Here is a 19,447-nt window from a genome sequence, read left to right on the forward strand (position 1 = left end):
ATGGCCGACCAGCCCAGGATCGCGCTGTTCGTCACCTGCCTGGTGGACCTGATCCGGCCGCGGATCGGCTTCGCCGCGCTCGCCACGCTGGAGGCGGCAGGCTGCGACGTGGTCGTGCCCGAGGCGCAGACCTGCTGCGGCCAGCCCGCGCTCAATTCCGGCGACCGCAAGACCGCCGAGAAGATGGCGCGGCGCAACATTGCGCTGCTCGAAGGCTATGACGCGGTGGTCGTGCCCTCCGGCTCCTGCGCGGCGACGATGCGGGTGCACTACCCCGAGATCCTGGAGCATGACGCCAAGTGGCTGCCGCGCGCCAGGGCGCTGGCCGCGAAGACCTACGAGATCCTCGCCTATCTGGACGAGGTGCGCGGCTGGCGGCCGGACGACGTCGCCCTGCCCGCCACCGCCACCTATCACGACAGCTGCTCCGGCCTGCGCGAACTCGGCATCAAGCGCCAGCCGCGCCGGCTGCTCGGCGCGGTGGAGGGCCTCTCGCTCAAGCCGCTGGCCGGCGAGGAAACGTGCTGCGGCTTCGGCGGCACCTTTTGCGTGAAGTATCCGGCGATCTCCAATGCGATCGTCGGCGAGAAGGCGGCGGCGATCGACGCGGCGCAAGCGGACCTGCTGCTGTCGGGCGATCTCGGCTGCCTGATGAACATGGCGGGCAAGCTCCACCGCGAGGGCTCGGCCGTGCGCGCGTTCCACACGGTGGAGGTGCTCGCCGGCATGGGCGACGGCCCGGCCATCGGAGAGGACGCATGAGCGCCCACGAGCCGCAGGCGGCGTTCAAGACGCGCGCCGCCGCCGCGCTGCACGATCCTATCCTGAAGATCGCCGTCGAGCGTACTGCGGGCACTGCCGAGGCCAAGCGCGCGGTGGCGGTGGAGGCCTTTCCGGACTTCGAGGCGGCGCGAACCCGCGCGGCGGCGATCAAGGACCATGTGGTCGCCAATCTCGGCCATTATCTCGAACAGTTCGAGGCGAACGCGGTCGCCGCCGGCGCCGTTGTCCACTGGGCGCGCACCTCGCAGGAGGCGTGCGACATCGTCATCGGCCTGTGCCGGCAGGCGGGGGCGAAAAGCGTGGCCCGCTCCAAGTCGATGCTGGGCGAGGAGATCGGCCTGCCCCATGCGCTGGCCGAAGCAGGCATCGCCCGCGTCGAGACCGATCTGGCCGAGCATATCATCCAGCTGTCGGGCGAGCGACCGTCGCACATCATCTGGCCGGCCATGCACAAGACGCGCGAGCAGGTGTCCGAACTGTTCCGCCGCAGCCACCGCGATCCGCATGCGGAGGAGACGATCGCGGCCATGGCCGAGAGCGCCCGGCGCCACCTGCGCGAGGGCATGCTGTCGGCCGACGTGGGCATTTCCGGCGCGAACTTCCTGGTGGCGGACAGCGGCGCGGTGTGCACCGTCACCAACGAGGGCAATGCCGAGCTGTCGCTGGTGCCGCCGCGCCTGCAGATCGTGACCGCCGGGATCGAGAAGATCGTGCCGTCCATGGGCCATGCCGTGCACCTGCTGCGGCTGCTCGCCCGGTCGGCGACGGGCGCGGCGCTGACGCAGTACACCACCTTCTACACCGGGCCGAAGCGCGAGAGCGACCGGGACGGGCCGGAAGAGATGCACATCGTGCTGGTCGACAACGGCCGTACCGCGATGCGCGAGGAAGGGCTCGCCGAGATGCTGCGCTGCATCCGCTGCGGCGCATGCATGAACCATTGCGTGGTGTTCCGGCAGATCGGCGGCCATGCCTATGGCGGCACCTATCCCGGCCCGATGGGCGCCGTGCTGACGCCCGCGATCGATGGGCTCGCGAAGACGCGCGACCTGCCCAATGCCTGCACGCTGAACGGCAAGTGCCAGGAGGTCTGCCCCGTCAACATCCCCCTGCCCACCCTGCTGCGCGGCTGGCGCGAAAAGAGCTGGCGCGAGGGGCTGGAGCCGAAGGCGACCCGCGCGGGCATCGACCTGTGGGCGTGGTTCGCGCAGCGCCCCAAGCTCTATCGCGCGGCCACCGCCACCGCGCTGAAGTCGCTGCGCGCGATGGGCCGCGGCGGCTGGCTGCGCAAGGTGCCGATGGCCGGCGGCTGGACGCGGTATCGCGACCTGCCCAAGCCTGCCGCGGAAAGCTTCATGGCGCAGTATCGCAAGGGACGCCGCCGATGAGCGCGCGCGAGGCCATCCTGTCGCGCCTGACCGGCAAGACCCCGGCCGAGGTGATCCGGGCCGAGGCCGCCGCGCTGCTGCTCGCACCCGAGCGGCCGGCGGTCGACCCTGCGCAGGTGGAGGCGGTGTTCGCCGAGCGCCTTGCGGTGCCCAGCGTTGCCGCCAGCTACGAGCGGGTCGCCGACTGGACCGCCCTGCCGGAGACCGTCCGCCGCTACTTCGCCGAACAGGGCATCCCGCCGGTGCTGTGCCTGCCGCCCGACCCGCGCCTCCGTGCGCTCGACTGGAGCGGTTTCACGCTGCACGACAGCGCCGCGCCGGACGAGCTTGCCGTGCTGGCGGTCGCGCGGCTCGGCGTTGCGGAGACCGGCTCGCTGGTGTTCGAGACGAGCCCGGAAGCGCCCATGCTGCCCAACTTCCTCGCGCTGCACCACTTGGTCGTGGTGCCCGAAGTGGTGGCGCAGCTGGAGGAGGCCGCCCTGCCCGGCGCGCAGCCGCGCGCGCATTACTGGGTCACCGGCGTGTCGGGCACCACCGATATCGAGGGCACCTATGTGCGCGGCGCACACGGGCCCCGCTTCCTGCATGTGATCCGGCTGGCGGGCTGAGACACCACCCCGGCCTGCGCCGGGGCGGCATGAAGCGGGATCAGCGCGCCGTCAGCACCAGTTCGCGCTCCGGCACCAGCCGCACGCTGCGCAGCTCCGCGATCTGGCCGCTGGCGGGAACCTGCCGGCGGGCGCTTTCGTCGAGATAGATCGGCGCGTCGCTGCGCAGCGGCAGCACGCTCAGCGTCCATGGCCGGCCGAGCCGGTCGGCGAAGCGCTTCAAGCCCACCCGCCACACGCGCCCGTCCCAGAAGGCGTCGTCCAGCATGTCCGCGCCGTCGAACAGCCGGCCGATGTCGCCGCGATAGTCGATCTCGAGGAACCCGGCGGCGGCGGTTCGTGGCACGGTGAACGTCCACGCCGCCGCCGCGCGATGCGCTTCGGGCAAGGGCTGCATCGCGGCCCTGGCCGGGCCGCCGATGCGCACCGGCGGCGCTTCGCCCGCAGCGCGGACCTGCCGGACGGGGAGCGCCGCCGCCGCGGTCCCGCGCACGGTCGCGCGGTAGATGTCGCCGCCATGCGACAGCGGCGTGCTCGCCGACACGTCGGCCGCGGGGAAGATCGCCACCTCGAAGCGCTCGGCCCCGCGCTGGCGCAGGACGAGGCGGTCCCGGTCGAAGAACGCCTCCGCCGCCGTCAGCACGAGCCGCCGCCGCCCCGCCAGATCGCCGACCCAGGCGCGCCGCGCGTCCGCCGCCGCCAGCACCGCCAGACGCACCGTTCGGCCGTTCGCCAGCGTCACCCGGATCGCGCGCCGTGACGGCAGCACCTCGGCGATCACCCGCCCGCCCTCGCGCCGGCTCGGCACCGACAGGCGCGAAACGGTGTCGCCCGCGAACGCCAGCTCCACCTTGCCCGGCAGCGTCGCCGCCAGCACGTGGATGGGGCCGCCCGCCTCCTCCAGCCGGGTCAGCGGCTGCGCCGTCGCCCAGGCGAGGCGCGCGCCATCGAGGTCCATTTCGACCGGCCAGAAGAAGCTGGCGCCGCCCGGCACCGTCACGCCGCGCGAGGGCAAGGTCACCGTTTCGCCGGCCAGCTTCACCTGAAAGCGCACGTTCGCCTGCGTCGCCATCGCCTGTTGGCGGACATGGTTGTTGACGAACAGGAAGCCGCGCTGTCCATCGGAGCGCACCGACCAGCGCAACGTGGCGAGATCGCCATTGCCGCCCGGCTGCACCGCGGGCGCGCGCGCCGTCATCGTCGCCAGCCGATCGCCGTACGCCGCCAGGAAATAGTGGAACGGGCGCAGCGCCCCGCTCACCGGGTTCACCTCGCCATATTGGCCGAGCGGCGCCTGGAAGTCGTAGCCGATCGCCGGCACGTCGTTATACCCGCCGCTGTCCTGCGTTTCCTCCAGCGTACGGCCGTTCGCCAGCGGGTTCGCGCCGCCGTGGAACATGTAATAGCCGAGCAGATTGACGCCGGAGCCGAGCTGCGTGTTCACCGCCGCGGCGATGTCGATCGGCGAGACGATCGGGCGACGGCGGTACATCACCGGCACGCCGCCGCCATATTCGGCGCCCAGGAACGGCGTGTCGGCGGTGTCGTCCTCGGCATCGCCGCGCGCCCGCGACTGGGTCTGCGCGCCGAGATCGCCGCTTACCCGGCTGGCGAAGCGGAAGACGTAGTTCTCCTTGGGCGGCAGCGGCACCGTTTTCGCCGACCAGGGCTCGTCCACATAGCCGCCCATCACCGGCAGCACCTCGCCGCGCGGGTACACGGTGTGGTCCCAGCCGGTGACGGTGTAGAGCGGCACGTCGAAGCCGATGCGCCGCGCCAGCGCCTTCAGCGTGGCGATATGCTGCCGCCCCCGGCCTTCGCCGGTGAGATTGTATTCGTTCTCGATCTGCACGCCGACGATCGGGCCGCCGTCTTTCCACAGCAGGCCCTGCACCTGCCCGTAGAGCCCGCGCCAGAACCGCTCCACCTCGGCCAGATAGGCCGGATCGTCGCTGCGCGGGCGGGTGCGAGCGACCACCCAGTCGGGGATGCCGCCGAACCGCGCCTCGGCATGCGCCCACGGCCCGGGGCGCAGGAACAGCATCAGGCCGTGCCGGGCGCAAAGCTCGGCGAAGTGGCGCAGGTCGCGATTGCCGGTGAAGTCCAGCCGGCCGGGCGCCAGCTCCAGCTGGTTCCAGATGGCGTAGGTGGAGACGATCGTCACCCCCGCCGCCTTGATCTTCAGGAGTTCCTCTTCCCACTCCGCCGCCGGGGTGCGGGTGAAGTGGAACTCGCCCATCACCGGCACGAACGGCCGGCCGTCCCGCGTGAGATAGAGGTTGTTGACCCCGATCGTCCCGCCAGGCCCCCGCCCCATGCCCATGCCCATGTGCAGCTGGTCGCTGCGCAGTGCGGGCGGCGGCGCACTGGCCTCCACCTGCACCACGGTCTGCGCGGGAGCGGCGGCGGCGATCAGCCCCGCCGCCGCAAGGGCCAGCCGCTTCACCGCAGCTGGAGCATCACGACCGATTTGGCCGGCAGGGTCACCGTCATGGTGCCGCCGGCTGCCATCCGCGCGCCGGTGAAGGCGACCGGTCGCACGGTGTCCGGCGTGTCGAAGTCGTTCAGCGCGTTCATCGTCGGGGCGGTCAGCACCTGGCCGGACACGCTGCCCGTGGTCAGCCCGGCCAGCGACACCGACACCTCCGCCGGCCTGTTGGGGTCGAGGTTGGTCAGGCCGACATGCACCAGCCCGTCCGTGCCCCGCACCGCCGAGGCGCTGACCGAGGGCATCGCATATTTGCCCTGGGTGTAGGTCGGCGAGGAAACGGAGATCGGCAGCACCGTGCCGTCCATGTACGGCTTGTACATGTGGAACACCCAGTAGGTGGGCGTGCGGACCATGCGCGGGCCATCGGTGAAGATCATCGCCTGCAGCACGTTCACCATCTGCGCGATGGCGGTCATCTTCACCCGATCGGCGTGCGCGGCGAAGATGTTGAGGTTGATGCCCGCGACCACCGCGTCGCGCAGCGTGTTCTGCATGCGCAGGAAGCCGGGGTGCGTGCCCGGATCGTCATGGTACCAGGTGCCCCATTCGTCCACCGCCAGGAACACCTTCTTCTCCGGGTCGTAGCGATCCATGATCGCGCCGTGCCGGGTGAGCAGGTCCTCCATCTTGAGCGTCAGCGACATCGTCTCGGCCCAGTCGGCCTCGTTGAAGTCGGTGGAGGACTTCATGGTGCCGAAGCCGCCGGGCACGGTGTAGTAATGCAGCGACAGGCCGTTCACCTGCCGCCTTGTCTCGCGCATCATCACTTCGGTCCAGTTGGTGTCCGCGCCGTTCGCGCCCGAGGCGATCTTGGTCAGCGGCGTGCCGCGCGGCACCTTGGCGAAGGTGGCGTAGCGCCGCGTCTCGTCGGCGGCATATTCGGCGCGCATGGTGCCGCCGCAGCCCCACAGCTCGTTGCCGATGCCGAAATAGGGCACCTTGAACGGCGCCTTGTGGCCGTTGCGCGCACGCTCCTCCGCCAGCGAGCCTTCGGTCGCGGTCATGTATTCCAGCCACTCGGCGGTTTCCCGCGGGCTACCCGCGCCGACATTGCCCGAGACATAGGCGACGGCGCCGATCTGATCGGTGACGTCCATGAATTCGTGCGTGCCCACCGTGTTCGGCTCGGTCACGCCGCCCCAATGCGTGTTGATCTTCACCGGGCGTTTCGCCTGCGGGCCGATGCCTTCGCGCCAGTGATATTCGTCGGCGAAGCAGCCGCCCGGCCAGCGGATCACCGGCACCGCCAGTTCCTTCAGCGCGGCGACCACATCGTTGCGGAAGCCGCGCGTGTTGGGGATCTTCGACTTCGGCCCGACCCACAGGCCGCCATAGATGCCGTTGCCGAGATGCTCGGCGAACTGGGTGAAGATGCGCTTGTCATAGGTCGGCCCCGGCTGGTCGCCGCGAATGGCGATGCTCGCCTGCGACACGGCCGGCGCGGGCGCGGCGGGCGGCGCGGTCTGCGCGCCCGCACCCGCCGGCAGCATCAACGCCGCCGCCGCACATGCCATCATGCCCCGCATCGCTCGCCCCATCGCATCTCTCCCTGTTCCTTAACTCAGACATATCCCGACCCATCCGGCAGCGCAACGTCCTTCCATTTGCTGGGTTGGTGTTTCGACAAGCGGGACAAGACGCGGCGTTGCCGTGCGTTGCGCGCATGCCTAGGATGGGCGTTTCGAAGGAGAACCGATCCGGTGACGGCCACGCGGCGCAATCCCCAGCATGTGCTGCTCTCCCGCGAACTGGGCGTGGCCATCGTCACCGGCACGCATCCGCCCGGCACCCTGCTGCCCGGCGAAGTGGAGATCGCCGAGCGGCGCGGCATCTCGCGCAGCGTGGTGCGCGAGGCGCTGCGCATGCTGTCGGCCAAGGGGCTGCTGCAAAGCCGGCCCAAGGCGGGCACCCGGGTGCGCGAGCGGGTGCACTGGAACCTGCTCGACCCGGACCTGCTCGCCTGGATGTTCGAGGGCACGCCGCCGCCCGGCTTCGTGCGCAGCCTGTTCGAGCTCCGGCTGATCGTCGAGCCCGCCGCCGCGGAACTCGCGGCGCGGCATCGCACGGGCGCGCAGCTGTCGCGGCTCGGCCATGCGCTGGAACGGATGGGGATGCATGGCCTTGCCACGCCCGAAGGCCAGGCGGCCGATCAGGAATTCCACACCGTGCTGCTGGAGGCGACCGGCAACGAGCTGCTGCTCGGCCTGGCCAGCAGCATCGCCGCCGCCGTGCGCTGGACCACGTTCTTCAAGTATCGCGCGAGCCGCCAGCCGCGCGATCCCATGCCGGCGCACCGCGCGCTGTTCGAGGCGATCGCCGCCGGCGACGAGGCGGCGGCCAACGCGGCCACCGCGACGCTGATCCGCCAGGCGCAGGCCGATACGGAGGCGGCGCTGGACGGCTGAGGCATCCTGTTGCGCACTCAACCGTTCGGGTGGCAGCCGGAGGAGCCAGCATGCCCGATCACTCACCCCGTCGCCGCCGCATCGTGATCGTCGGCGGGGGCTTTGGCGGCCTGGCCTGCGCGCGCGCCCTGGCCGGAGCCGAGGTGGACGTGACGCTGGTGGACCGGCGCAACCACCACCTGTTCCAGCCGCTGCTCTACCAGGTGTCCACCGCGGCGCTGTCGCCGGCGGACATCGCGGTGCCGATTCGCCGCGTGCTGTCGCGCGCGAAGAACGTGGAAGTGCTGCTCGCCGAGGTGGCCGGCGTCGACGTGGCGGAGAAGCGGGTGCGGCTCGCCGACGGCGGGGCGCTGCCCTATGACCAGCTCGTTCTCGCCACCGGCTCGGTCTACAATTATTTCGGCCATTCCGATTGGGCGGAAACGGCGCCCGCCCCCAAGACGCTGGCCAGCGCGCGCACGATCCGGGCGCGGCTGCTCCGCGCGTTCGAGGATGCCGAGCGCAGCGACGATCCCGACGAGCGCCGCCGGCTCCTGACCTTCGTGGTGGTCGGCGGCGGCCCGACCGGGGTGGAAATGGCGGGCACGGTTGCCGAACTCGCGCGGCACACGCTTTCCGGCGACTTCCGCCGCATCGATCCCGCGCAGGCCAGGGTGGTGCTGGTGGAAGCCGGACCCAAGCTGCTCGCCGCCTTTCCGGAAGAACTCGCCCGCTATGCCGCGCGGGCGCTGGAGCGGCTGGGCGTGGAGGTGCGGCTCGGCTGCGGGGTGGAGGCGATCGACGAGGCGGGAGTGCAGCTGCACGGCGAGCGGCTGCCCGCCGCAACCGTGATCTGGGGCGCAGGCACGCGCGCAGCCGATGGCGCCAACTGGCTGGGCGGCACGGAGGATCGGGGCGGGCGCATCCGCGTCGCCGCGAACATGGCGGTGGAGAAACAGGAGGACATCTTCGCGCTGGGCGACGTGGCGCTGCTGGAGCAGGACGGCGCGCCCCTGCCCGGCCTGGCGCAGGTCGCGCAGCAACAGGGCCGGTTCCTCGGCAAGGAGCTGCGCACCCGCGCCGTGCCGCGCGCGTTCCGCTACCGCAGCAAGGGCGACACTGCGGTGATCGGCCGGCATGCCGCAGTCTATACCTGGGGCAAGTGGCGGCTGAAGGGCTTGCCGGCGTGGCTGCTCTGGGCGCTGGTGCACGTCTACCTGCTGATCGGGTTCGAGCGGCGGACGCTGGTGATGATCCAATGGGCCTGGCGCTATCTCACCTTCGAGCGCGGCGCGCGGCTGATCGACTGATCACTCCCCTCCCTGTCCGGGAGGGGAGCGGAAGGTCAGTGGTTGTCGCGCGGCAATCCCATCGTCTGCGCGATGCGCTGGTACTTTTCCGCGCCTTCCAGGATCGCGCCGGTGTTCATCTGGCCGACCACCGCGCGCTGGATCTCCTGCCACGGCGTCTGCGAGGCCGGGTAGCGATAGCCGCCGTCCGCCTTCAGCGCGGCGCGGCGCTCGGCCAGCTCCGCGTCGGGGATCAGCACGTCGGCGGTGCCGCGCTTCAGGTCGATGCGCACGCGGTCGCCGGTTTGCAGGAGGGCAAGGCCGCCCATCGCCGCGGCTTCCGGGGAGGCGTTGAGGATGGAGGGACTGCCGCTGGTGCCCGACTGGCGGCCGTCGCCGATGCACGGCAGCGCATGCACGCCCTCCGTGATGAGATAGGCCGGCGGGCGCATGTTCACGACCTCGGCCGCGCCGGGATAGCCGACCGGGCCGGCGCCGCGCATGAACAGCAGGGTTTCGGGCGTGATGCCCACCGCGGGATCGTCGATGCGGTGGTGATAGTCCTCCGGTCCGTCGAACACCACGGCCGGCCCCTCGAACGCATCGGGATCGTCGGGGTTGGACAGGTAGCGGTCGCGGAATTCGGGGGAGATCACGCTGGTCTTCATGATCGCGGCATCGAACAGATTGCCCGACAGGACGATGAAGCCCGCCTCTTCCTTCAGCGGCGAGGCAAAGGGGCGGATCACCTTCTCGTCCTCGATCGCCGCACCACGGCAGTTCTCGCCGATCGTCCGGCCGTTGGCGGTAAGCGCGCCCTCGTGGATCAGCCCCTGTTGCAGGAGCTGGTTGACCACCGCCGGCACGCCGCCTGCGCGGTAATAATCCTCGCCGAGATACTCGCCGGCGGGCTGCAGGTTCACCAGCAGCGGCACCGGGTGGCCATGCTCCTGCCAGTCGGCCCAGCTGGTCTCGACGCCCAAGTGGCGCGCGATCGCCTGAAGGTGGATCGGCGCGTTGGTGGAGCCGCCGATCGCCGAATTGACGACGATCGCGTTGAGGAACGCCTCGCGCGTCATGATGTCGGAGGGCTTCAGGTCCTCGGCGACCATCTCCACGATGCGCTTGCCGGTGCGCCAGGCGGCCTCCTGCCGATCGCGATAGGGCGCGGGGATCGCCGCCTGGCCCGGTAGGGACATGCCCAGCGCCTCGGCGAGGCTGTTCATCGTCGTCGCCGTCCCCATGGTGTTGCAATAGCCGGTCGAGGGCGCGGAGGAGGCGACGAGGCGGATGAACTCGTTGTCGTCGATCTCGCCCGCGGCGAGCAGCTGCCGCGCCTTCCACACGATGGTGCCCGATCCGGTGCGCTCGCCCTTGTGCCAGCCGTTGAGCATCGGGCCGACCGACAGCGCGATGGCCGGGATGTTCACCGTCGCCGCGGCCATCAGGCAGGCCGGGGTCGTCTTGTCGCAGCCGATCGTCAGCACCACGCCATCGAGCGGATAGCCGTACAGCGTCTCCACCAGGCCGAGATAGGCCAGGTTGCGATCGAGCCCCGCCGTTGGCCGCTTGCCGGTTTCCTGGATCGGGTGGACCGGGAATTCGAGCGGAATGCCGCCGGCCTCGATGATCCCGGCGCGCACGCGCTCGGCGAGGACGAGGTGGTGGCGGTTGCAGGGCGAGAGGTCCGAGCCGGTCTGCGCGATGCCGATGATCGGCTTGCCCGAACGCAGCTCCTCCAGGCTCAGGCCGAAGTTCAGGTAGCGCTCCAGATAGAGCGCGGTCATGTCGATATTGTCGGGATTGTCGAACCAGGCGCGGGAACGGAGCTTGGGTTGGTCGGTCACGGGTAAATTCCTCAGCGCGCCACGGAGACGCGATAGATCATGCGGTGGTGATAGGGCTTGCCCGGATTGACGCGCGCCGAGCCGAAGGCGGGCTGGTTGGGGGTATCCGGAAACTTCTGCGGCTCCAGCGCGACCCCGTCGCCCATGCGGTAGACATGGCCGGACTTGCCGACGAGCGTGCCGTCCAGGAAGTTGCCGGAATAGAATTGGACGCCCGGCTCGGTGGTGAGCACCTCCAGCACGCGGCCGGAGGCGGGGTCCTCCAGCCGCGCGGCAAGGCCGGGTTCCTGCGTGGCGCCCTTGTCGAGCACCCAATTGTGGTCCCAGCCGCGGCCCGTCACGATCTGCGGATCGCGGCCGTCGCGCATGCCGTCCGACAGCAGGCGGCCGCGGGTGAAGTCGAACACGGTGCCGGCAACGGGCTTCAGCTCGCCGGTCGGGATCAGGGTGGCGTTCACCGGCGTGTAGCGCGCGGCGGGAATGGTCAGCCGCTGGCCGAACACGCCGATGCCGGAGCCCTCGCCCGCCATGTTGAACAGCGCATGATTGGTCATGTTGACGATCGTCGGCTTCGTCGTGGTCGCGTCGAAGTCGATGGTCAGCGCGCCCTTGTCGTCCAGCGTGTAGGTGACGGAAACCTTCAGCGCGCCGGGATAGCCCTGGTCGCCGTCCGGGCTCGTCAGCGTCATGGTCACGGCGGCGGCCTGCCCGGCTCCGCCCGCCTTGACCGAGGCGATCGTCCATACGGCCTTGTCGAAGCCCCTGGTGCCGCCGTGCAAGCTGTTGGTCTTGTCGTTGAGCGTGATCCGGTAGGGCTTGCCGTCCAGCATGAAGCGGCCGCCGGCGATGCGATTGGCATAGCGGCCGATCGTCTGGCCCCAGTAATTGGGCTTGTCGACATAGCTCCTCGCATCGTCATAGCCGAGCGTGACGTCCGCCACCTTGCCGGTGCGATCGGGCACGTTCAGCGCCTGAAGCGTCGCGCCCAGCGTCATGATCCGCGCGCTGACGCCGTTCGCGCCGGTCAGCGTCACCGTCTCGATCGCGGTCCCGTCCGACAATTGGCCGAACGCCGCGCGCGTCGCCGTGGCGGCCAAGGCTGGCGAGGAGACGAGAAGCGCCGTACAGGCCGTCAGCAACAATCGCATGGAATACCCCTCCCGCCTTTCGCATTGACCATGCGAACGGCGCAAATATAGTCTGACATATCGAAGCAGCGCAACCCGCCGGTGCGCGGGGCGAAGGAGAGAATGATGCCGGGACCGATGGCCTCCACCCCCAGTGCGGGCACCGCCGCCCCGCCGGGCACGTCCTACGGCAAGGCGCTCAGCCTGCTCGCCTCGCTGTTCTTCATGTGGGGCTTCATCACCGTCATCAACGGCGTGCTGCTGCCGCACCTGCGCAGCGTGTTCGAGCTGGATTATACCCAGACCACGCTGATCGAGAGCGTGTGGTTCATCGCCTATTTCTTCGCCTCGATCCCCTCGGCCAAGCTGATCGAGCGGGTCGGGTACAAGCGCTCGATCGTCACCGGGCTGCTCATCATGGCCGCGGGCGCGCTGGGCATGACGCTGGCGGCGAGCCTGCCCTCCTATGGCGTGACGCTGGCGATGCTGTTCGTCATCGCCAGCGGCATCACGCTGCTGCAGGTCGCGGCGAATCCGTACGTCACCGTGATCGGCCCGCCGGAGACGGGATCGTCGCGGCTGAACCTCGTTCAGGCGTTCAACTCGCTCGGCACCACGCTGGCGCCGCTGTTCGCCGGCTATCTGATCCTGGGGCGCAGCCGCAGCGGCACCGCCGATGCCGGCGTGCAGCTGAGCCAGGCGGAGCGCTTCGCCGACGCGCAGTCGGTGATCCTGCCCTATGTGCTGGTGGCGATCGTGCTGGTGGTGCTCGCGGTTATCATCGCGCGCTTTCCGCTGCCCGCGCTGGGCGCCTCGACGCAGCGCGCCGCCAAGGCGGAGCGCAGGCAGCAGTCGCTGTGGAAGCACCGCAACCTGGTGCTCGGCATTCCGACGATGATCGCCTACCTGCTGGCGGAGATCGGCGTCGCCAACCTGTTCATCAACTTCGTGTCGCAGCCGCAGATGACCGCGATCACCCACGACCAGGCCTCGCGCTATCTCGCGCTGCTGTGGGGCGGGATGATGGTCGGGCGGTTCGCCGGCAGCTTCATCATGCGCACGATCCCGGCGGAGCGCGTGCTGGCGGTGTTCGCCTTCGGGGCGCTGGTGGTCGTCGCCACCGCGACCTTCACCACCGGGCCGCTGGCGATGTACGCGCTGATCCTCGTCGGCCTGTTCCACTCGATCATGTTCCCGACGATCTTCACGCTGGCGATCAAGGGACTGGGGCCGCTGACGGAGGAAGGCTCCGGCCTGATGATCATGGCGATCGCCGGCGGCGCGCTGGTGGTGGTGCAGGGCTGGCTGGCCGACCGCTACGGCCTGCAGAACTCGTTCTTCCTCACCATGGCGTGCGAGGTGGTGGTGCTTGCCTATGCGCTGTGGGGCAGCAGGGTGACCCACGAGCTGGCCGCGCCGGAAGTGGCGGCGGCGGAATAGGGCGACATCACCCCGACGGGCGGTGTCGCGACCTGTTCCTCTTCGTCACCCCGGACTTGTTCCGGGGGCCACTTCTCCGCCGGAGCCGCGGGCGGTTGCGTTCTCGGAGCGGTGGACCCCGGCACGGGGCCGGGGCGACGGGAGCGGCTAAGCGAGCTTAGCCAGCGGCAGCGGGCGGCCGGGCACCTCGACCTGGAAGGTGAAGACGTTGCCCGCCTCGCCCGCATCCTCTCCCTCGGGCAGGCCGATGCTGGCGCTGGTCGCATAAGCGGTGCGGAAATCCGCGCCGCCCAGCGCCACCTTGGTGATGTTGGCGGCAGGCAGCTTCACCTCGCGCAGCAAGCTGCCGTCCGGCGCGTAGAGCCGGGCGCAGCCGCCGCCCCACAGGCCGACCCAGACATTGCCCGCCGAGTCGGTGCTCACCCCGTCCGGGTTGCCGTCCTGCGGCGCAATGCGCGCGAACGCGCGCGGCTCGCCCGCCTGCCCGCCTTCCACCGGCACGGCATGGATCACGCCGGCGATCGTATCGACATGGTACAGGATCGTGCCATCGGGCGAGAGCGCCGGGCCGTTGGTGATCGTCACCGGCGCGATGCCGCTGTCGGCGATGTCGCGGCCGTCGAAGCGATACACGCGGCCGCTTTCCGCTTCCTCGCTGTCGTGCATGGTGCCGAACCAGATCGATCCGTCCGGCGCGACGGTGGCGTCGTTGAGCCGATTGCCCGGCAGATGCGGCTCCGGATCGGCCAGCGGCGTGAACGCGCCGGTTTCCGGATCGAAGCGCGCGAGCCCGGTCTGCAGCCCGGCGACCAGTCCGCCGTCCTGCGCCGGCAGCACCCAGCCGACCTGCGCCGGTGCGTCCCACGAGCGTGCCTCGCCGCTCGCCGGATCGAGGCGGTGCACGCGCCGGTTCTTGATGTCCACGAACCACAGGACGCCGCGGCCCGCATCCCAGCAGGGCCCCTCGCCCAGCAACGCCTTGCCGCTCCAAACCGTGCGCACGTCCGTCATCACTCTCTCCCAGCCTTGTGGCATTCCGTCTGCCTGCCTATAGCGCAGAATAAGTCAGACAGAAGCAGGATGCAGCGAGTGAGCGAGGCCGATCCGACCACCACCTTCCAGGGCGTGGACGCCGCCACCGGCGCGCCGCTGGAACCCAGCTATCCGATCAGCAGCCTGGCCGATGTGGACGCCGCCTGCGCCGCCGCCGACGCTGCGTTCGACGCCTATCGCGCCACCGATCCCGAGACGCGCGCTGCCTTCCTGGAGGCGATCGGCGAGGAGATCGTGGCGCTTGGCGACGCGCTGATCGAGCGCGCGCATCGGGAAAGCGGTTTGCCGGTCGCGCGGCTCACCGGCGAGCGCGGGCGCACCGTCGGCCAGCTGAAGCTGTTCGCGCAGGTGGTGCGCGACGGCTACTGGCGGCAAGCGCGGATCGATCCGGCGCTGCCCGACCGCCAGCCCCTGCCCCGCGCCGACCTGCGCCTGCGCATGGTGCCGCTGGGCCCGGTGGCGGTGTTCGGCGCGTCCAACTTCCCGCTCGCCTTTTCCACCGCCGGGGGCGACACCGCCTCGGCGCTGGCGGCGGGCTGCCCGGTGGTGGTGAAGGGCCATCCCGCGCATCCCGGCACCGACGACATGGTGGCCGGCGCGATCCGCCGCGCGGCGGAGAAGACGGGCATGCCGGCGGGCGTGTTCGGCCATGTGCGCGGCCCCGCCAACGCGCTGGGCGCGGCGCTGGTGCAGGATCCGCGGGTCGCGGCGGTGGGCTTCACCGGATCGCGCGGCGGCGGCCTGGCGCTGATGAAGCTGGCGCAAGGCCGCGCGGTACCGATCCCGGTCTATGCCGAGATGTCGAGCATCAACCCGGTGCTGCTCATGCCGGCCGCGCTGGCGGCGCGGGGCGCGGCGCTGGGCACGGCGTTCGTCGGCTCGCTGACGATGGGCGCGGGGCAGTTCTGCACCAATCCCGGGCTCGTCCTGGCGATCGAGGGCGAGGGACTGGAGGCCTTCACCCGCGCCGCCGTCGAGGCGCTGACCGCGCATGCGCCGCAGCCGATGCTGACCGGCGGCATCCGCGCCGCTTACGCCAAGGGCACGCAGGCGCTGGCGAGCAACCCCGCCGTGGAGCAGATCGCCTGCGGCCTGGAAGGCGACGGCGTGGCGCGGGAGATGGCGCGGCTGTTCACCACCGATGCGCAGAGCGTCCTGGCCGACCGCGCGCTGGGAGAGGAAGTGTTCGGCGCCTCCTCGCTCATCATCCGCTGCCGCGACCTGGACGAGCTGAAAGCGGTGATCGCCGGGCTCGAAGGCCAGCTCACCGCCACCTTGCACATGGACGAGGCGGACCACGCGGCGGCGGCGTCGCTGGTCCCGCTGCTGGAGCGCAAGGCCGGGCGCGTGCTGGCCAATGGCTGGCCGACCGGCGTGGAGGTCTCCCATGCGATGGTGCATGGCGGGCCCTTCCCCGCCACCTCGGACGGTCGCTCCACCTCGGTGGGCACGCTGGCGATCGACCGCTATTTGCGCCCGGTCTGCTACCAGGACCTGCCCGCCGCGCTGCTGCCGGCCGAGCTGCGCGACGGTGCAGCCGGCCCCAGGATGATCGACGGCAAGAGCGCGTGAGCCCGGCGTTCGTCGCCATCGACTGGGGCACCACCAACCGCCGCGCCTACCTGATGGCGGCGGACGGCGCGGTGCTGACCACAGTGCGGGACGGGTCCGGCGTGCTGGCGCTGTCGGCGGGCGACTATCCGGGCGAGATCGCGACCTTGCGCGCGACCCTCGGCGACCTGCCGATGATCGCCGCCGGCATGGTCGGCTCCAATCGCGGCTGGCGCGAGGCGCCCTATGTGGCCGCGCCGGCCGACCTTGCCACGCTGGCCGAGCGGCTGGTGCGCGTGGAGGGCGTGGCGATCGTGCCGGGCGTGTCGCTGCTCCAGGGCACGCGCGCGGACGTGATGCGGGGCGAAGAAGTGCAGGTGCTGGGCGCGGTGGCCGCCGGGCTCGCGCCGGCCGACGCCCTGTTCTGCCAGCCGGGCACGCACAACAAATGGGTGACGGTCACCGGCGGGCGCATCACCGATTTCGCCACCGCGATGACCGGCGAGCTGTTCGCGCTGCTGCGCGGGCATGGCATTCTCGCCGGCATGCTGGACGGCGAGGTGGCGGACGGTCCGGCGTTCCGCGACGGCGTGGCGCGCGGGCTGGGCGCGCGGGACCTGCCGGTCGCCCTGTTCGAGGTGCGCGCCGCCGTGCTGCTCGGCACGCTGAAGCCGGAGGCCGCGGCGAGCTTCGCCAGCGGGCTGCTGATCGGGGCGGACGTGGGTTCGCAGGACCTGCGCGGGCGCAATGTCCACCTGCTCGCCAGCGGTGCGCTGGCCGATCTCTATGCCGTCGCCATCGCCGCCGCGGGCGCGCATTCCAGCTCCGTCGACAGCCACGCCGCCTTTGCCGCCGGCATCCACCGCCTTTGGGAACTGACCAGATGACCGACCCTGCCGCGCTCTTTCAACAAGCCTTTGCCGCCTGTCCGCTGGTCGCCGTGCTGCGCGGCCTCACGCCCGACGAGGCGCCGGCCGTCGCCGATGCGCTGGTGGATGCCGGCTTCACCCTGATCGAGGTGCCGCTGAATTCGCCGGAGCCGCTGGAAAGCATCCGCCTGCTGTCCACCCGCTACCGCGCCGGGGTGGTGATCGGCGCGGGCACCGTGCTGACCCCCGCCGATGTGACGCGCGTGGCCGAGGCGGGCGGGCGGCTGATCGTGTCGCCCAACACCGACATCGACGTGATCCGCGCGAGCGTGGCGGCCGGGTGCATCTCCCTGCCGGGCTATTTCACGCCGTCCGAGGGTTTTGCCGCGCTGGCGGCGGGCGCGCACGGGCTGAAGCTGTTCCCGGCCGAGGGCGCCTCCCCGGCGTTCCTGAAGGCGCAGCGCGCGGTGCTGCCCAGGAGCGCGGCGGTGCTGGCGGTGGGCGGCATCACGCCCGAGACCATGCCGGCATGGCGCGCGGCGGGGGCCGACGGGTTCGGCCTCGGCTCCAACCTCTACAAGGCGGGCAAGCCGGTGGCCGACATCGCCGCCGATGCGCAGCGCTTCGTTTCCGCGACCAGGGATCTCGCATGACCCATCTTCGACTGATGCAGCACCGGGAGGCCGACGGCACCCGCCGCGTGATCCTGGCCGAAGCGGCCGGTGCCCGCTTCCTGACCGGCGTGGCAAGCGTGCGCGAACTGGCGCTGACCGCGATCGCGGAGGGCACGAGCCTCGCCACGGCCGCGCAGGCGCGTGTCGGTGACCAAGCCGCCGATCCCGCCGCGGAGCTTGCCGCCGGGCGCCTGCTGCCGGCGATCGACCATCCGGACGCCGCGCGGCTGATGCTGGCGGGCACCGGCCTCACCCATCTCGGCTCGGCCTCGGGCCGCGACGCGATGCACAAGGCGGCAGCGGAGGGCAAGCAGACCGATTCCATGCGCATCTTCCTGGAAGGCGTGGAAGGCGGCAAGCCCGCCGAAGGGCAGGCCGGCGCGCAGCCCGAATGGTTCTACAAGGGCGACGGCCAGTCGCTGGTCGGCCCGGAACAGCCGCTGACGAGCCCCGCCTTCGCGCAGGACGGCGGCGAGGAGCCGGAGCTGGCCGGCATCTACCTGATCGGCCCGGACGGCACGCCGTTCCGCCTCGGTTATGCGCTGGCCAACGAGTTCAGCGACCATGTGACCGAACGGCACAATTACCTGTGGCTCGCGCATTCCAAGCTGCGCCAGGCGGCGCTGGGGCCGGAACTGCTCCTGGGCGCCTGCCCGCCCGATCTGCAAGGCACCAGCCGCATCCGCCGCGACGGCGACGTGCTGTGGGAAAAGCCGTTCCTGACCGGTGAGGCGAACATGTCGCACAGCCTCGACAATCTGGAAGCGCACCACTTCAAATATCCCGCGTTCCGCCGCCCCGGCGACGTGCATGTGCACTTCTTCGGCACGGCCACCCTGTCCTTTGCCGAAGGCGTGCAGACACAGACCGGCGACGTGTTCGAGATCGAGGCGGCGCCCTTCGCGCTGCCGCTGCGCAATCCGCTCGCGGTCGCGGTTGACGCGCCGGTGAAGGTGCGCGCGCTGTGAGCGGGCCGATCCGTCTCGCCGTGATCGGCATGGGCAAGATCGCCCGCGACCAGCACCTGCCCTCGATTGCGGGCAACCCCGATTTCGAGCTAGTCGCCACCGTCAGCCGGCATGGGGAAGGCGAGCCCGACACGCCGTTCTTCCACTCGATCGAGGAACTCGCCGCCAGCGACGTGAAGGTGGACGCGGTCGCCTTGTGCACCCCGCCGCAGGTGCGCCGCGCGATCGCGCTGGCCGCGATCGAACGGGGCTGGCACGTGTTCCTGGAAAAGCCGCCCGGCGCGACGCTGGCGGAGGTGGAGGCGCTGAACGAAGCGGCGGCGGCAAAGGGGGTGACGCTGTTCGCCAGCTGGCATTCGCGCTTCGCCGCCGGGGTGGAGCCCGCCCGCGCCTGGCTGGCCGACAAGGCGATCGCCCGCGCCACGATCACCTGGCGCGAGGACGTGCGCGTCTGGCATCCGGGGCAGGACTGGATCTGGCAGCCCGGTGGCTTCGGCGTGTTCGATCCCGGCATCAACGCGCTGTCCATCGCGACCTGCATCCTGCCGCGCCCGTTCTTCGTGGAAGAAGCCGAGCTGGACGTGCCGGAGAACCGCGCCGCGCCGATCGCCGCGCGGGTTTCCTTCCGCGATGCGGCGGGCGTGCCGATCGCGATGGATCTCGATTTGCGCCAGGAAGGTCCGCAAAGCTGGGACATCGTGGTGGAAACCGCCGCCGGCACGCTGACGCTGGCCAAGGGCGGCGGTGAGCTGACGCTGCCGCAAGGCGCCGCCGCCCCGCCCGCATCGGACCTGGAAGGCGAATATCCGGGCCTCTATGCGCGCTTCGCCGCGCTGGTGCGCGAGGGCCGGTCGGACGTGGACGTGGCGCCGTTGCGCCATGTCGCCGACGCCTTTCTGCGCGGGCGGATCACGCAGGTGGAGCCGTTCATCGACTGACCGCGACGGCTAGCCGGACCCGGCCCGGCTCTGCTAC

Annotated in this window: 16 protein-coding genes; 11 read left to right on the forward strand and 5 right to left on the reverse strand. The window is 70.9% G+C overall.

Annotated elements, in window-relative coordinates:
* The 3 genes from DVW87_RS06220 to DVW87_RS06230 are packed head-to-tail and all read left to right on the forward strand — an operon-like array spanning position 1 to position 2,779.
* Entirely contained in the window at positions 1–762 is a 762-nt protein-coding gene (locus DVW87_RS06220) for a (Fe-S)-binding protein (protein WP_114686806.1), read from the forward strand.
* Positions 759–2,171: a lactate utilization protein B gene (locus DVW87_RS06225; RefSeq protein WP_114686807.1), complete on the forward strand. Its 1,413-nt coding sequence runs from the start codon at positions 759–761 to the stop codon at positions 2,169–2,171. Before DVW87_RS06220 ends, DVW87_RS06225 begins: the two co-directional genes overlap by 4 nt.
* Positions 2,168–2,779: a LutC/YkgG family protein gene (locus DVW87_RS06230; protein WP_114686808.1), complete on the forward strand. Its 612-nt coding sequence runs from the start codon at positions 2,168–2,170 to the stop codon at positions 2,777–2,779. Before DVW87_RS06225 ends, DVW87_RS06230 begins: the two co-directional genes overlap by 4 nt.
* A 40-nt stretch (positions 2,780–2,819) precedes the next feature.
* On the opposite strand, the gene DVW87_RS06235 is transcribed toward DVW87_RS06230, so the two are convergent.
* Together DVW87_RS06235 and DVW87_RS06240 are read right to left on the reverse strand one after the other, a co-directional pair.
* The gene (locus DVW87_RS06235; protein ID WP_239017784.1) at positions 2,820–5,225 is read right to left on the reverse strand and encodes a beta-galactosidase; all 2,406 of its coding nucleotides are present in this window, start codon (positions 5,223–5,225) and stop codon (positions 2,820–2,822) included.
* Positions 5,222–6,808 (reverse strand): alpha-N-arabinofuranosidase, encoded by a 1,587-nt coding sequence (locus tag DVW87_RS06240; RefSeq protein WP_239017785.1) that lies wholly within the window; start codon positions 6,806–6,808, stop codon positions 5,222–5,224. Before DVW87_RS06240 ends, DVW87_RS06235 begins: the two co-directional genes overlap by 4 nt.
* 162 nt (positions 6,809–6,970) lie before the next feature.
* Here DVW87_RS06240 and DVW87_RS06245 point away from each other — a divergent pair, with 162 nt between their 5' ends.
* Both DVW87_RS06245 and DVW87_RS06250 read left to right on the forward strand, forming a co-directional pair.
* Positions 6,971–7,675 carry a FadR/GntR family transcriptional regulator gene (locus DVW87_RS06245; RefSeq protein WP_114686810.1) on the forward strand — a complete coding sequence of 235 codons (705 nt, stop codon included), beginning with the start codon at positions 6,971–6,973 and terminating at the stop codon, positions 7,673–7,675.
* A gap of 50 nt (positions 7,676–7,725) precedes the next feature.
* Positions 7,726–8,964 carry an NAD(P)/FAD-dependent oxidoreductase gene (locus DVW87_RS06250; protein WP_114686811.1) on the forward strand — a complete coding sequence of 413 codons (1,239 nt, stop codon included), beginning with the start codon at positions 7,726–7,728 and terminating at the stop codon, positions 8,962–8,964.
* A 35-nt stretch (positions 8,965–8,999) separates the two neighbouring features.
* Here the strand turns inward: DVW87_RS06250 and DVW87_RS06255 are convergent, their stop codons facing one another.
* The gene (locus DVW87_RS06255; RefSeq protein WP_114686812.1) at positions 9,000–10,790 is read right to left on the reverse strand and encodes an IlvD/Edd family dehydratase; all 1,791 of its coding nucleotides are present in this window, start codon (positions 10,788–10,790) and stop codon (positions 9,000–9,002) included.
* 11 nt (positions 10,791–10,801) lie between these two features.
* Positions 10,802–11,938, reverse strand: coding sequence for an aldose epimerase family protein (locus DVW87_RS06260; protein ID WP_114686813.1), 1,137 nt, complete (start codon positions 11,936–11,938; stop codon positions 10,802–10,804).
* Between the two features lie 105 nt (positions 11,939–12,043).
* Here DVW87_RS06260 and DVW87_RS06265 point away from each other — a divergent pair, with 105 nt between their 5' ends.
* Positions 12,044–13,357 (forward strand): sugar MFS transporter, encoded by a 1,314-nt coding sequence (locus DVW87_RS06265; protein WP_114687115.1) that lies wholly within the window; start codon positions 12,044–12,046, stop codon positions 13,355–13,357.
* 147 nt (positions 13,358–13,504) lie between these two features.
* Here DVW87_RS06265 and DVW87_RS06270 read toward each other — a convergent pair whose 3' ends face one another.
* A complete protein-coding gene (locus tag DVW87_RS06270; protein WP_239017786.1) occupies positions 13,505–14,368 on the reverse strand; it encodes an SMP-30/gluconolactonase/LRE family protein in 864 nt (287 codons plus the stop codon).
* A 78-nt stretch (positions 14,369–14,446) separates the two neighbouring features.
* Here DVW87_RS06270 and DVW87_RS06275 point away from each other — a divergent pair, with 78 nt between their 5' ends.
* The 5 genes from DVW87_RS06275 to DVW87_RS06295 are packed head-to-tail and all read left to right on the forward strand — an operon-like array spanning position 14,447 to position 19,410.
* Positions 14,447–15,982 carry an aldehyde dehydrogenase (NADP(+)) gene (locus DVW87_RS06275; RefSeq protein ID WP_239017787.1) on the forward strand — a complete coding sequence of 512 codons (1,536 nt, stop codon included), beginning with the start codon at positions 14,447–14,449 and terminating at the stop codon, positions 15,980–15,982.
* Positions 15,979–16,848, forward strand: coding sequence for a 2-dehydro-3-deoxygalactonokinase (locus tag DVW87_RS06280; RefSeq protein ID WP_114686816.1), 870 nt, complete (start codon positions 15,979–15,981; stop codon positions 16,846–16,848). The genes DVW87_RS06275 and DVW87_RS06280 overlap by 4 nt, the downstream gene beginning before the upstream one ends.
* Positions 16,845–17,483, forward strand: a complete 639-nt coding sequence (locus tag DVW87_RS06285) for a 2-dehydro-3-deoxy-6-phosphogalactonate aldolase (RefSeq protein ID WP_114686817.1) — start codon at positions 16,845–16,847, stop codon at positions 17,481–17,483. Before DVW87_RS06280 ends, DVW87_RS06285 begins: the two co-directional genes overlap by 4 nt.
* Positions 17,480–18,472: an AraD1 family protein gene (gene araD1 / locus DVW87_RS06290; RefSeq protein WP_114686818.1), complete on the forward strand. Its 993-nt coding sequence runs from the start codon at positions 17,480–17,482 to the stop codon at positions 18,470–18,472. The genes DVW87_RS06285 and araD1 overlap by 4 nt, the downstream gene beginning before the upstream one ends.
* Positions 18,469–19,410 carry a Gfo/Idh/MocA family protein gene (locus tag DVW87_RS06295; protein WP_114686819.1) on the forward strand — a complete coding sequence of 314 codons (942 nt, stop codon included), beginning with the start codon at positions 18,469–18,471 and terminating at the stop codon, positions 19,408–19,410. The genes araD1 and DVW87_RS06295 overlap by 4 nt, the downstream gene beginning before the upstream one ends.
* Positions 19,411–19,447 lie beyond the last annotated feature (37 nt).

The organism is Sphingomonas aracearum, assembly GCF_003345355.1.
GTDB lineage: Bacteria > Pseudomonadota > Alphaproteobacteria > Sphingomonadales > Sphingomonadaceae > Sphingomonas > Sphingomonas aracearum.